The organism is Dietzia sp. DQ12-76, from assembly GCF_014145045.1.
Lineage (GTDB): Bacteria > Actinomycetota > Actinomycetes > Mycobacteriales > Mycobacteriaceae > Dietzia.
In genome coordinates, this window is sequence record NZ_JAALDV010000146.1 from 1 (window position 1) to 12,426 (window position 12,426).

13 protein-coding genes, 1 tRNA gene and 1 pseudogene are annotated in these 12,426 nt (G+C 70.4%); 12 read left to right on the top strand and 3 right to left on the bottom strand.

Annotated elements, in window-relative coordinates; translation table 11 throughout:
• From G6019_RS06190 to G6019_RS06225, 8 genes and pseudogenes are all read left to right on the top strand, one after another.
• Positions 1 to 343, top strand: a 343-nt coding sequence (locus tag G6019_RS06190; protein ID WP_182627219.1) for a tyrosine-type recombinase/integrase, incomplete at its 5' end; no start/stop codon positions are given.
• A gap of 75 nt (positions 344 to 418) precedes the next feature.
• Positions 419 to 1,294 (top strand): ParA family protein, encoded by an 876-nt coding sequence (locus G6019_RS06195; protein ID WP_017837670.1) that lies wholly within the window; start codon positions 419 to 421, stop codon positions 1,292 to 1,294.
• Positions 1,291 to 2,160 carry a segregation and condensation protein A gene (locus G6019_RS06200; RefSeq protein ID WP_194305494.1) on the top strand — a complete coding sequence of 290 codons (870 nt, stop codon included), beginning with the start codon at positions 1,291 to 1,293 and terminating at the stop codon, positions 2,158 to 2,160. Before G6019_RS06195 ends, G6019_RS06200 begins: the two co-directional genes overlap by 4 nt.
• Entirely contained in the window at positions 2,151 to 2,819 is a 669-nt protein-coding gene (gene scpB, locus G6019_RS06205; protein WP_107756362.1) for an SMC-Scp complex subunit ScpB, read from the top strand. The genes G6019_RS06200 and scpB overlap by 10 nt, the downstream gene beginning before the upstream one ends.
• Positions 2,820 to 2,850: 31 nt before the next feature.
• Positions 2,851 to 3,585: pseudogene (locus G6019_RS06210) on the top strand (pseudouridine synthase); the annotation flags it as partial.
• Positions 3,582 to 4,325, top strand: a complete 744-nt coding sequence (cmk, locus tag G6019_RS06215; RefSeq protein WP_107756364.1) for a (d)CMP kinase — start codon at positions 3,582 to 3,584, stop codon at positions 4,323 to 4,325. The pseudogene G6019_RS06210 and the gene cmk, both read left to right, overlap by 4 nt.
• A complete protein-coding gene (gene der / locus G6019_RS06220; RefSeq protein ID WP_182612406.1) occupies positions 4,322 to 5,779 on the top strand; it encodes a ribosome biogenesis GTPase Der in 1,458 nt (485 codons plus the stop codon). Before cmk ends, der begins: the two co-directional genes overlap by 4 nt.
• Before the next feature lie 68 nt (positions 5,780 to 5,847).
• A tRNA-Pro gene (locus tag G6019_RS06225) sits at positions 5,848 to 5,921 on the top strand.
• Positions 5,922 to 6,012: 91 nt separating this feature from the next.
• On the opposite strand, the gene G6019_RS06230 is transcribed toward G6019_RS06225, so the two are convergent.
• Positions 6,013 to 6,735, bottom strand: coding sequence for a hypothetical protein (locus G6019_RS06230; RefSeq protein WP_194305495.1), 723 nt, complete (start codon positions 6,733 to 6,735; stop codon positions 6,013 to 6,015).
• 217 nt (positions 6,736 to 6,952) lie between these two features.
• On the opposite strand from G6019_RS06230, the gene G6019_RS06235 reads away from it, so the two are divergent.
• Positions 6,953 to 8,080, top strand: coding sequence for an ATP-binding protein (locus G6019_RS06235; protein ID WP_182612405.1), 1,128 nt, complete (start codon positions 6,953 to 6,955; stop codon positions 8,078 to 8,080).
• Between the two features lie 79 nt (positions 8,081 to 8,159).
• On the opposite strand, the gene G6019_RS06240 is transcribed toward G6019_RS06235, so the two are convergent.
• Together G6019_RS06240 and G6019_RS06245 are read right to left on the bottom strand one after the other, a co-directional pair.
• Positions 8,160 to 8,846: a HEAT repeat domain-containing protein gene (locus tag G6019_RS06240; protein WP_182612404.1), complete on the bottom strand. Its 687-nt coding sequence runs from the start codon at positions 8,844 to 8,846 to the stop codon at positions 8,160 to 8,162.
• A gap of 145 nt (positions 8,847 to 8,991) precedes the next feature.
• Positions 8,992 to 9,576 carry a TetR/AcrR family transcriptional regulator gene (locus G6019_RS06245; protein WP_182612403.1) on the bottom strand — a complete coding sequence of 195 codons (585 nt, stop codon included), beginning with the start codon at positions 9,574 to 9,576 and terminating at the stop codon, positions 8,992 to 8,994.
• Positions 9,577 to 9,681: 105 nt separating this feature from the next.
• Here G6019_RS06245 and G6019_RS06250 point away from each other — a divergent pair, with 105 nt between their 5' ends.
• From G6019_RS06250 to G6019_RS06260, 3 genes are all read left to right on the top strand, one after another.
• Entirely contained in the window at positions 9,682 to 10,068 is a 387-nt protein-coding gene (locus G6019_RS06250) for a DUF1304 domain-containing protein (protein ID WP_107756368.1), read from the top strand.
• A gap of 57 nt (positions 10,069 to 10,125) precedes the next feature.
• Complete coding sequence (locus G6019_RS06255) at positions 10,126 to 11,169, top strand: NADP-dependent oxidoreductase (RefSeq protein WP_107756369.1); 1,044 nt, start codon at positions 10,126 to 10,128, stop codon at positions 11,167 to 11,169.
• Positions 11,170 to 11,259: 90 nt separating this feature from the next.
• Positions 11,260 to 12,408 carry a hypothetical protein gene (locus G6019_RS06260; RefSeq protein WP_107756370.1) on the top strand — a complete coding sequence of 383 codons (1,149 nt, stop codon included), beginning with the start codon at positions 11,260 to 11,262 and terminating at the stop codon, positions 12,406 to 12,408.
• Positions 12,409 to 12,426 lie beyond the last annotated feature (18 nt).

Genomic DNA, 12,426 nt, shown 5'->3' on the forward strand with positions numbered 1-12,426 from the left:
GGCCTGCGACGCGGTCGGCGCCTACCTGGTGCGCGCCCGACCCGCGTTGGCCGTCCGAGGTGGGCCCGCGCTCTTCCTCAACGCCCGCGGCGGGCGCATCACCCGGCAGACCCTGTGGAACGTGGTCTCGGCGTCCGCGGAGAGGGCGGGAGCCGGGCCTGAGGTCTCCCCGCACTCGTTCCGGCACTCCTTCGCGACCCACCTGCTGGACGGCGGGGCGGACATCAGGGTGGTCCAGGAGCTGTTGGGGCACGCCTCGGTCACCACGACCCAGGTCTACACCCTCGTCACCGTCGAGACGCTCCGTGAGGTCTGGGCCGAGTGCCACCCCCGGGCACGGTAACGTGACCGGGGACCGGCCTGGGCGCAGGTGACGACGCAGCGAGAGGAGACGCGGGTGGCGCAGGACTCTGGGACGATGGATCCCGCACTGTTCTCCCGCGCGGAACTCCTGGGCGCCGACGACCCGGCGGCCGGCGAGGGTTTCTCGGCGATCCCGGAGCCCCAGCCGCTCACCTCCCACGGTCCCGCGGTGGTGCTCTCGATGTGCAACCAGAAGGGCGGGGTGGGCAAGACCACCAGCACGATCAACCTCGCCGCCTCGCTCGCGGAATACGGCCGCAGGGTCCTCGTGGTGGACCTCGACCCCCAGGGCGCGCTGTCGGCGGGTCTGGGCATCCCGCACCACCAGCTGGAGCTGACGGTCTACAACCTGTTGGTGGACACCACCGTGTCGACCGAGGAGGTGCTGGTCCGGACCCGCGTGGAGGGGGTGGACCTGATCCCCGCCAACATCGACCTGTCCGCCGCGGAGATCCAACTGGTCAACGAGGTGGGTCGGGAGCAGGCGCTGGGCCGCGCGCTGTACCCGGTGCTCGACAGGTACGACTATGTGCTGATCGACTGCCAGCCGTCGTTGGGCCTGCTCACCGTCAACGCGCTGGCCTGCTCGGACGGGGTGCTGATCCCCATGGAGTGTGAGTACTTCTCGCTGCGCGGGCTCGCACTGTTGACGGACACCATCGAGAAGGTCCGCGACCGGATCAACCCGCGTCTGCACCTGTCCGGCATCCTCATCACCATGTTCGACCGGAGGACGGTCCACGCCCGCGATGTCCTCGGCCGGGTGGTCGAGGTGTTCGGTGACAAGGTCTTCGACACGCTCGTCACCCGGACGGTCCGGTTCCCGGAGACCACCGTCGCCGGCGAACCCATCACCACGTGGGCGCCCAGATCCGCGGGAGCGCAGGCCTACCGGGCGCTGGCTCGCGAGGTCATCCAGCGCGGTAGATGAGCGCTCCGGTGACCGGTCCGGTGAGCGGCGTCGGGGACACGCCCGGGGACCCGCCTGGGGGCGGTGTCGCCGAGGCCGAGGAAACGCGCGCGTTCACCGTCCACCTCACCAACTTCACCGGCCCGTTCGACCTTCTCCTGGGGCTCATCGACTCGCGCCGCCTCGACGTGACCGAGGTCGCCCTCCACATGGTGACCGACGAGTTCATCGCGCACGCCCGCGAGCTGGGCCGCGAGGCGGGCCTCGAGGAGGTCACCGAGTTCCTCGTGGTGGCGGCCACCCTGCTCGACCTCAAGACGGCGCGGCTCGTGCCGTCCGGCGAGGTCCAGGACCCGGAGGATCTGGCGCTGCTCCAGGCCCGGGACCTGCTCTTCGCGCGGCTCCTGCAGTTCCGGGCGTTCCGCCAGGTGGCCGAGCTGTTCGCGGAGCTGGACAGGACCGCCCGTCACTCCCATCCGCGGACGGCCGGCCCCGACGACGAGTTCCTGGACGTGTTGCCCGAGGTGGAGCTGGGGGTGGATGTGGAGCAGTTCGCCACCATCGCCGCCGTGGCGTTCCGCCCCCGTCCCGTGGAGGAGGTGGGGGTCGCCCACGTCCACACCCCGACCGTCTCCGTCCCCGAGCAGGCCGCGCGTGTCCTGGAGCTGCTGAGATTCCGGGGACGGGGCCAGTGGGTGGACTTCCGGGACCTGGTCTCCGGGTGCGGCGACTCCCTCGTCGTCGTCGCCAGGTTCCTCGCGCTGTTGGAGTTGTACAGGGCCCGCGCGGTCGCGCTCGCCCAGGACGAGGCGCTCGGTGACCTGTCTGTGAGTTGGACGGGTGAGGAGGCCGCCGAGGTGACACGCGGGAGGGACGAATGGATGTGACGGACGACGAGAACGGGCTCGACGACGACGCGTCACCGCCGCTACGCGCCCGACTCGAGGCGCTTCTGCTGGTCGTGGACCAGCCGACCGCCGAGGGGGCGCTCGCTGCCGCGGCGGACTCGACGCCTGCACAGGTGGCGGCGGAGCTGCGCGGTTGGCGGGATGACCTCACCGCCCGCGGCAGTGGGATCGACCTGAGGCGCACCGAGGAGGGATGGCGTCTCTACACCCGTCGTGAGTTCGCCCCGTATGTGGAGCGGCTGCTCACCGACGGCACCCGGTCCACCCTCACGCGGGCGGCACTCGAGACGTTGGCGGTGATCGCCTACCGGCAGCCCGTCACCCGGTCACGCGTGGCGGCGGTCCGTGGGGTCAACGTGGACGGGGTCATGCGGACCCTCGTGGCCCGCGGCCTGACCGTGGAATGCGGCACCGACCCGGACACGGGGGGCCTCCTGTATAGGACCACGGAGCTCTTTCTGGAAAGATTGGGGTTGACGTCGCTCGACGAGCTCCCGGACATCGCCCCGTTGCTGCCGGACGTGGACCTGGTCGACGAGATGAGCGACGACCCCGCGGAGGACCCGCGGATACCTCTGGGGCGGCGCAGAACCGCTGCGCCCGACCCAGCCCATGACCACCAGAACGAAGAGATGTGACTTACTCATGACTGAGTCCGCTGGCCGAGACGGCTCACCGGTACGACTCCAGAAGATCCTGGCCCAGGCCGGGATCGCCTCCCGCAGGGCCTCAGAGGACCTCATCGCCCGTGGGCGCGTGGAGGTCAACGGGAAGATCGTGCGCGAGATGGGCGTGAAGGTCGATCCCGCCACGGCCGTGATCAGGGTCGACGGCACCCGGATCGTCCTCGACGACGACCTCGTCTACCTGGCCCTCAACAAGCCCCGCGGGTACCACACCACGATGTCCGACGACATGGGCCGGCCCTGCGTGGGCGACCTGGTCGCCGACCGCGTGGATGCCGGGCAGCGGCTCTTCCACGTGGGTCGCCTGGACGCCGACACCGAGGGGTTGCTGTTGGTGACGAACGACGGCGAACTCGCGCACCGGCTGATGCACCCGTCGTACGAGGTGTCCAAGACGTACATGGCCACCGTGACGGGGGTCGTCGGCAAGGGTGTCGGCAGGACTCTGCGCGAGGGGGTCGAACTCGAGGACGGTCCCGCCAAGGTCGACCAGTTCTCGGTGCTCGACGTCCACGAGGGGCGGTCGCTGGTCAAGGTCGTGCTGCACGAGGGTCGCAAGCACATCGTCCGGCGTCTGCTGAGCGAGGTCGGCCACCCGGTCGAGTCGCTGGTGCGGACCCGTTTCGGCGCCGTCGCGCTGGGGGACCAGCGCGCGGGGAGCTTCCGCAAGCTGGGCCGCAGAGAGGTCTCGGATCTCTACTCGGCGGTGGGCCTGTGAGCGCGCCGGCAGGTCCGACCGTGCCGGACGGCGCCCGCCGGCGCCGGATCGCGATCGACGGACCCGCGGGCACCGGAAAGTCCACCCTCGCCCGCCTGCTCGCCGAACGGCTCGGCGGGGCCTACCTCGACACCGGTGCGATGTACCGGGTGGCCACGCTCCAGGTGCTGCGTGCCGGGATCGACCCGGAGGATGCCGCGGCGGTGATCGCCGCGTCCGCCGATCTGCCGATGGAGATCGGCACGGACGCGGGATCCGAACGCATCCTGCTCGCCGGGGAGGACGTGAGTGACGAGATCCGCACCGCCCGGGTCACCGCGGGGGTCTCGGCGGTCTCCGCCGTCCCCGAGGTCCGGGCCAATCTGGTCGGCCTGCAGCGGCGCCTGGCGTCCGGGGGCGGCACCGTCGTCCTCGAGGGCCGCGACATCGGCACGGTGGTGCTCCCCGACGCCGAGGTCAAGGTGTATCTCACCGCGAGCCCGGAGATCCGGGCCCGACGCAGGACGGAACAGGACCGCGCCGCGGGACGTGACGCCGACTACGACGAGGTGCTGGCGGCGGTGATCGAGCGTGACCGCAAGGACTCCACCCGCGCCGCGAGCCCGCTCCGTCCCGCGGACGATGCGATCGTCCTCGACACCTCAGACCTGACCCTCGACGAGGTGCTCGACCGGTTGGTCGCACTCGCGGAGGGCACCGACGCGTCGCACGGCGACGCCGCAGAAGGGAACACACGATGACCAGCAACGAGGAGTTCGACCTGCCCACCGGTCCGGCCGAGGAGACCGTCGAGGAAGGGTGGAACGACGACACGGACTGGGACGCCGTCGCCGAGGAGTGGGCCGACGAGATCGGCGCCGAGCTCGACGGAGTGGAGATCCTGCCCACCGTCGCCATCGTGGGGCGCCCCAACGTGGGCAAGTCCACGCTGGTCAACCGGATCATCGGCCGCCGCGAGGCCGTCGTGGAAGACGTCCCCGGGGTGACCCGCGACCGCGTCTCCTATGAGGCCCTGTGGAACGGCCGCACCTTCATGGTCCAGGACACCGGTGGGTGGGAGCAGGACGCCAAGGGCATGCACCGCTCCATCGCGCAGCAGGCCGAGATCGCGATGGGCACCGCCGACCTCATCGTCCTGGTGTGCGACGGGACCGTGGGCATCACCTCCGCGGACGAGACGGTGGCCAAGAGCCTGCGCCGCTCGAACACCCCGGTGATCCTGGCGGTCAACAAGGTGGACAGCGAGAAGGCGGAGCTCCAGGCGGCCGAATTCTGGGGGCTGGGCCTCGACCAGCCCTATGCCATCTCCGCCGCGCACGGCCGGGGCACCGCCGACCTGCTCGACGAGATCCTGCGCCAACTCCCGTCCAAGGCCCGGATGCGGGAGACCACCGACGTGCCGCGGCGTGTGGCGCTGGTCGGCAAGCCCAACGTCGGCAAGTCGAGCCTGCTCAACAAGCTCACCGGCGAGGAGAGGTCGGTGGTCGACAACGTCGCCGGCACCACCGTCGATCCCGTGGACTCGCTCGTCGAGCTGGGCGGCAAGATGTGGCGCTTCGTCGACACCGCCGGCCTACGACGCAAGGTCAACCAGGCCTACGGGCACGAGTACTACGCCTCGCTGCGGACGCGGGGGGCCATCGAGGCCGCCGAGGTCGTGGTGCTGCTGCTGGACGCCTCCGAACCGATCACCGAGCAGGACCTGCGGGTGATCTCCATGGTCGCCGACGCCGGCCGGGCGCTCGTGATCGCCTTCAACAAATGGGACCTGGTGGACGAGGACCGCCGGTACGACCTGGACAAGGAGATCGACCGGGAGCTGTCCAAGATCCTCACCTGGGCCTACCGGGTGAACATCTCGGCCACCACGGGCCGAGCCCTGGCCAAGTTGGTGCCGGCGATGGAGGGCGCACTCGACTCCTGGGACAAGCGGATCCCCACGGGTCCGCTCAACACGTGGATGAGCGAGGTCGTGGCCGCGACCCCGCCGCCGATGCGCGGCGGGAAGCTGCCGCGCATCCGGTTCTGCACGCAGGCCACCACCCGGCCGCCCACGTTCGTGTTCTTCTCCACCGGGTTCCTCGAGGCCGGCTACCGGCGGTTCCTCGAGCGTCGCCTACGCGAGACCTTCGGTTTCGACGGCTCTCCGGTCCGCGTGAACGTGCGCGTCAAGGAGCGCCGACAGCGCAAGTGACCAGGCGATTGGAGTGCTCCGACAGGCGTGCGCTAGTCTGATCCAGTCGCCGCGAGAGCGGTGGCGGGCGGGCTGTGGCGCAGCTTGGTAGCGCACTTGACTGGGGGTCAAGGGGTCGCAGGTTCGAATCCTGTCAGCCCGACGCTCGTACGACGATTCCAGGGGCGGTTTCCCACTCGGGAGACCGCCCCTGGGTCGTGTGCGCCCACGGTCGTTCCGCTCCGATATCGCTCCTAGGCGCCGTGCTCCGACGGGTGCGCGACACGGCTGCGGCCCACGGCGAGCCAGACCCCGGTGACGACGAGCCAGAACGGCATGAGGATCCCGGGCAGTCCGGGGACGCCGGACACCACGACGGCGCCGAGCGTGCCCACACCGAGGATCGCCGCGACCGTCCCGAGGATGCGGGAGACGTCCCGCTCCACCCACGCCATCCAGGCCAGCGCGAGCGCGGAGGCGATGAGCCCGGTCCACGGGATGTACGCCCCGAAGTCGGTCAGCATGTAGTAGACGAACAGTCCCTCCTCGCCGTACGCGCCCGCCTCCGGGCCGAGGTAGTTGGCCAGCGCACCTCGCCACCCGTACCCCAGGATGAGCGCTCCCGCGGACGCGATCAGGCCGATGCTCACGACCCGGGCGGCCGTGGAGCGGGTGAAGAGGGTCTCGACGTGTCGGCGCCAGGCTGCGGCGAAGACCATCAGGGCGAAGACGGCGAGCAGGCCCGCGAGGAATCCGACGCGGCCGATCGCGGGATCGAGGCCCACCACGTCGGCCGGGACGACGGCGTGGCTCTCGCCGCGGTTGATCGCCTCCACTTCGGCGTCGGGCCGGAGGTCTGTCGCGACGGTCCCTACCAGCCCCGCGGCACCGGCGAGCACCGCCCAGAGGGGCCATGCGGTGAACCGGCGGGGGTCGGCTGGAGCCGCGGGGTCGTCGACATGGGGCGTGGAACTCATGGGGTGACCTTTCGTGGGTCCGCGGGCGCGACGGCCGCGGCGGCCAGAGTCCCATCATTCCCACCCGGCCGGCCCCACGGAAGACCTACGGTGCCTCACCACCGGGCGTGGATGGGGGGCGTCGGACCGTTGGATCCCACGCTGTCGGATCTCCGAAGTCCCCCGAGTGGCGCCTGATCCGTGGGTTACGCTGGGCAATCAATCGAATGGAGACAGAATGACCGGGCTCGTGATCGGTACAGACATCGATGTTCCGGGGGCGTCCGTGACCCTCGACGCCCGTCGCTTCAACCGCCACACGTTCTGGTGCGGGCAGAGCGGTAGCGGGAAGACCTACGCGCTGGGCGTGGTCCTGGAGCAGTTGCTGCTGCACACCGAGCTCCCGATGGTCATCCTCGACCCGAACGCCGACTTCGTCAGGCTGCCCGAGGCCCGCGAGGATGCCGACGCGGCGGAGGCGGCCCGGCTCGCGGAGCTCGACATCCGGGTGCTGCGCTCATCGGGCGACTCGCCTGCGGGTTCGGGGGAGGGCACGGGTAACAGTCCCGCGGATCGGCTGCACGCCCGCTATGTCGACCTGACCCCGGCGTCCAAGGCCGCGCTGCTCCACCTCGATCCGATCGCGGATGCGGAGGAGTACAACGTATTGTTGCGGGCGGAGGTCCGTGCCGAGAGCTTCGACTCGGCGGGCGCGCTCACGGCGTTCCGGCAGTCGTCCGACCCGGGGGAGGTGCGGCTGTCCTACCGGATGGAGAACCTCCAGGTGCTCGAGTGGGACCTGTGGTCCAGGGGCGCCGGTTCGGTTGTCGACGTGATCGACCAACGACCGCGCGCCACGGTGATGGACCTCGGGGGCTTCACTCACCCGGCGGAATCCAAGGTCGCGGCACTGGCGGTCCTGGAACACCTGTGGACGCGGCGCGAGGACCGGAAGCCGATCCTCATCGTGATCGACGAGGCGCACAACATCTGTCCACCCGACCCTCAGACCGACGTCGAGCGTGCCCTCACCCGGCAACTGGTCCAGATCGCCGCCGAGGGGCGCAAGTTCGGCTTGTGGTTGTTGCTCTCCACGCAGCGCCCCAACAAGATCCACCCCAACGTGCTCTCCCAGTGCGACAACCTCGGCCTCATGAGGGTCAATTCGCCCAGGGACCTGAAGGAGCTCGCGGAGGTGTTCGGGTTCGCCGGCGAGGAACAGATCCGGCGCTCGGCGTCGTTCGCCCAGGGGCAGGCGCTCTTCGCCGGGGGTTTCCTCACCGAGCCGACGTTCGTGCAGATGGGCCGCCGGATCACCGAGGAGTCGGGCGGGGACGTGGGGGTGCCGCTTCGCGGCGACGAGTGAGATGAGGGTCGGCCCCTGGCTCCTGGCTCCTGGCCCCGGCCCCTGCCCACGGCTCCGGCCCCGGGGGAGAGGGCGGTCGTCACAGCAGCGCGGACAGTCGCTTCTTGCGCGTATTCTGTGTGACGATCCACTGGACGTCGGGGTCGTCGGTCGGTAGCTCGCGAAAGACCCTCAGCCCGGGCTCGGGATCCGCGGCCACGGCGACGCTCCAGCAGTACCCCAGCGCCTGGCGGAGGTTGCGGGCCGCGGGGTCTTTGCGCTGCGTCGGCGGCAGCGCCATGAGGCGGTCCGTGCAGCGTCGGCACACCTCGATGGCGACGGCCGCCGCCGGGGCGGTGCGCAGGAGGCGGGGTTCGCAGATGGCCACCACGGCGACGCGCTGGACATAGGACTCGGGATCCTCGGCCCACCGCCGGACCAGCTCGATCAGCACCTCGAGCGTGTCGTCACCGAGGAGTTGCAGACCGATGGCCACCCCCTCGCGAACCCGCCACCGGTCATCTGTCGCCAGTGCCCGGGCACGGTCCTCGCATTCCGCGGAGTCGGCTCTCGCCGCGAGGGCCGCGGCGGCACACATCGCGGGATACTCGCCGCCGTCGGCCAGCATCGCCTCGATGGCGCGCTCGCCCGCCATTCCGGCGGCGACGGTGAGTAACGAGAGGTTGGCGCGAGGTCCCGGGAGCCCGGACCGGGCCGACAGATACTCCGGCCACAGCTCGGGTTCCAGCGCGCGGAGATCGCTGCGTGATGACTGATCAGTCCCCATCGGTTGACGGTACGTCCGCCGCCGCGCCCCTCGCGGGGGTATGGCGCCCCGCGGCCACCCGTAGGGGGTGTCGCACCACCTGACGGTCCTCGTGTTGGCCAGGTGCGCCGGAATCAGGCCCTCGTGTAAGCCTGGTGCGCCGGAATCAGGCGTGGTCGTCGAGGAGGCGTCGAGCTGTGTCGATGCACTGCAGCGCCGCCACGGTGTCGACGCGGGCGAGCGCGAACGCCGCGACGATCATCGCGGTGCAGGCGTCGGCGAGCCGGGCGCTGGCTTCCGCCTCGTGCGTGGGGCGGTGAGCGAGGACACCGCGGCCGATTGCGGCACGGAGTTCCTCGCGATACGCGGCCACGACCTCGCGCACGGCCGCGTCCCGCGCGATCGGCGAGGTCGCCGAGTTGATGAGAAGGCACCCGTGGGCGAACGCCGGGGAATCGGAGTCGAGGAACGTGCTCCGCAGTCTGCCGAGGTAGACGACGATCGCGTCGGGCGCGACAGGGGTCGCGGCGAACGGCCGGAGCATCGGGCGGACCACCTCGTCGAGATAACTCTCGACCGCCGCGTCGAAGAGGCCGCGCTTGCTGCCGAAGGCGTTGTAGATGCTGGAGCGGTTCAGCCCGGTGGCGCGCTCGAGAGCAGGGATCGCCGCATCCTCGTACCCCGATTCCCAGAACACCTCGCGCGCGGAGCGAACGGCGGCGGCGGTGTCGAAACCCTGCGTGCGAGCCATGGTCGGCCTCCTTTTGTGAAATGCTCAGTCCAGTATATAGTGAAACGATCAGTTCAGAATATGCCGCTACACGGCACCACCCCATCGATCCGACGAGGTCACATCATGCTCATCTTCTCCCTTGTTCTCGCCGCCCTCGCGGCGCTGGTGCACGTCGTCATCTTTGCGCTGGAATCGCTGATGTGGACGAGCGCGCGCGCCCGGCGGGTCTTCGGAACGAGCCTCAAGGAGGCGAGGGCTACCCAGCAGATGGCCTTCAACCAGGGGTTCTACAACCTTTTCCTCGCCATCGTCACGGTGGCCGGAATCGGGTTCGTCCTGGCCGGCGTCGTGCCCGTGGGGGCCGCGTTGCTGATCGCCGGCGCCGGTTCCATGGCCGCGGCGGCGCTCGTCCTGTTCTTTTCCGCTCCCGACAAGCGGGGGGCCGCCCTCAAGCAGGGGCTGCTCCCGCTGGTCTCGGTCCTCGCCCTGGCCCTCTCGCTCGCGGTGTAGCGGCCCGCGCCGCCGCGGTCCCGCAACACGCACGCGTTCTCACCAGAAAGCCGAACCATGACCAACGTCAGCCACGCCGACACCGACACCGCAACCAGCACCCAGATCCAGCTCGCCGCGCGCCCCACGGGGTGGCCGACGCACGAGGACTTCCGCACCGCCACCGTCACCTACGGACCGGTCGGGCCGGGGGAGGTCCGGGTCTCGAACCTCTACGTCTCCGTCGACCCCTACATGCGGGGCCGGATGAACGATGCGCGTAGCTACACCGCCCCGTACGCCGTGGGTGCGACCATCACCGGCGGCGCGGTCGGCCGCGTCACCGCCTCCGCCGACGCTGCCGTCCCCGTGGGTAGCGTGGTGCTCCACCAGCACGGGTGGTCGGACGTCGTCCAGGCCGACGCCTCGACCTTCACCGTCGTGCCCGAGCTGGAGGGAGCCCCACTTTCGCTGTACCTCGGCATCCTCGGCATGACGGGACTGACCGGTTACGTGGGACTCACCGCGATCGCCCGCCTGGAGCCGGGGGACACGGTCTTCATCTCCGGCGCCGCCGGCGCGGTCGGCACCGCGGCGGGGCAGATCGCGCGACTCCTGGGTGCCGGTCGCGTCATCGGATCCGCGGGATCGCCCGAGAAGGTGCGGCTGCTCACCGAGAAGTACGGCTTCGACGCCGCGCTGAACTACAAGGAGGCGCCGGTGCGTGAGCAGCTCGGCGAACTGGTTCCGGAGGGCGTCGACGTCTACTTCGACAACGTCGGTGGTGACCACCTCCAGGCGGCGCTCGACGTGATGAACGACGGCGGGCGAATCGCGATGTGCGGGGCGATAGCGAGCTACAACGTCGAGGGCAGGACACCCGGCCCGGACAACATGGCCACCATCATCACCAGGGGACTGACCCTCACGGGCTTCACCCTCGGCCGCCACCTCGACCTGCGCGCCGAGTTCACCGACCGGATGACGGCCTGGTTCGCCGACGGAGAGATCGCCTACGACGAGACGGTGGTCGACGGCATCGAGAACACGGTCCACGCGTTCCTCGACATGATGCGCGGGGCCAACACCGGGAAGATGGTCGTGCGGGTCACGCCCGAGTAGCACTGGAGGCGGGCGCTCGGCGGAGCGGGCATCATGGAACCATGATGTCCAACGGCGGAGACCGCCGGAGCCGGGGAGAGGTGCTCGAGTATGACCAGTCGCGATCAGGACGGTGACGGCGAGGACGCCCGTGCCCGCCTGGTCCGCCGCGTCGATGAGCTGTGCACGGGCAAAGCCTCCACGAGCCGGGGCGAGCTCTCCGATCGGGCCGCCCTCCTGATCGCCTGTGGACTCGTCGACCCCCGGATCGCGGGGATCGTGCTGGCGCGTCTGCACCGCAACCTGCCCTTTCCCACGATCGGCGGTTTCCACCAGCTGCGGGTGATCGAGGAGCAGCGTCACGACCTCAGACGTCAGCTGGGAACTCCGTTGCCGTCGGTCCTGAGGATGGCGTTGCGCACGCGGCTGGCCGAACTCGATCGGAAGTACGTCGGCCTGCGCACCGGGTTCACCCGCGGCGCCGGAGTCTTCGCCTATCGGATCAAGGACATCCGCGCGGACCGTAAGCGCGGCGTTCATCTGGACCCGGAGGACCGGGGCCGGCTCTTCGACGCCCTCGCCTCCACCCCGACGATGGCGCCGGTGCCGATGGTGCCCCGGACCATGGTCGAGCTGGGGACCGCCGCAGCGGCCTACGGTCAGCGCGAGATGGGCCGGGTCGTCCTGCCCCACCGCGTCCAGGCGGTGGTGGATTCGCTGCCGTCGCTCCCGCGGATCCGCGCCGACAGCCGGCGCCTGCCCGAGATGTACACGGCACTGCTCCTCGAGGTCGGCGGGCTGTACGACCGGCTGATCCGCGCCTACGTGCGCGGGGGCCGGTCCGTCGAGGAGATCCGCCTGCAGTTCGATGCGGAGACCGAGCTGGTGGGGCTCGCCGGAGATCTCTGCCGCCTCCGCGAGACGGCGTCGACACCGGGATTCACCACCGCTCGGGACGGGTTCACCCTCCTGACCGGGATGGGCGCCGCGATCGACGAGGTCTGGGCGGAGGTCGTGGAGCGCGCGGTCGCCTTCCGCGAACTGGTGGAGTCCGTGGAGAACCGTGCCGAGGCCGCGGTCTCCGAGGCCGCGCGGCTCAACCACATCGCCCGTGAGAACGGGGTGAGGCCTCCGTCCACCGTGCACGCTCCCAGTCCCGCGGACCTCACGGCCGAGCAGCTTGCCGCCCGTGCCGGTGACCGGATGCTCTCCACCGAGGCGATGCGGAGGCTGCGCGGACAGATCGACCCGAATCGCTGACGCGGCGACCGGCGGGGA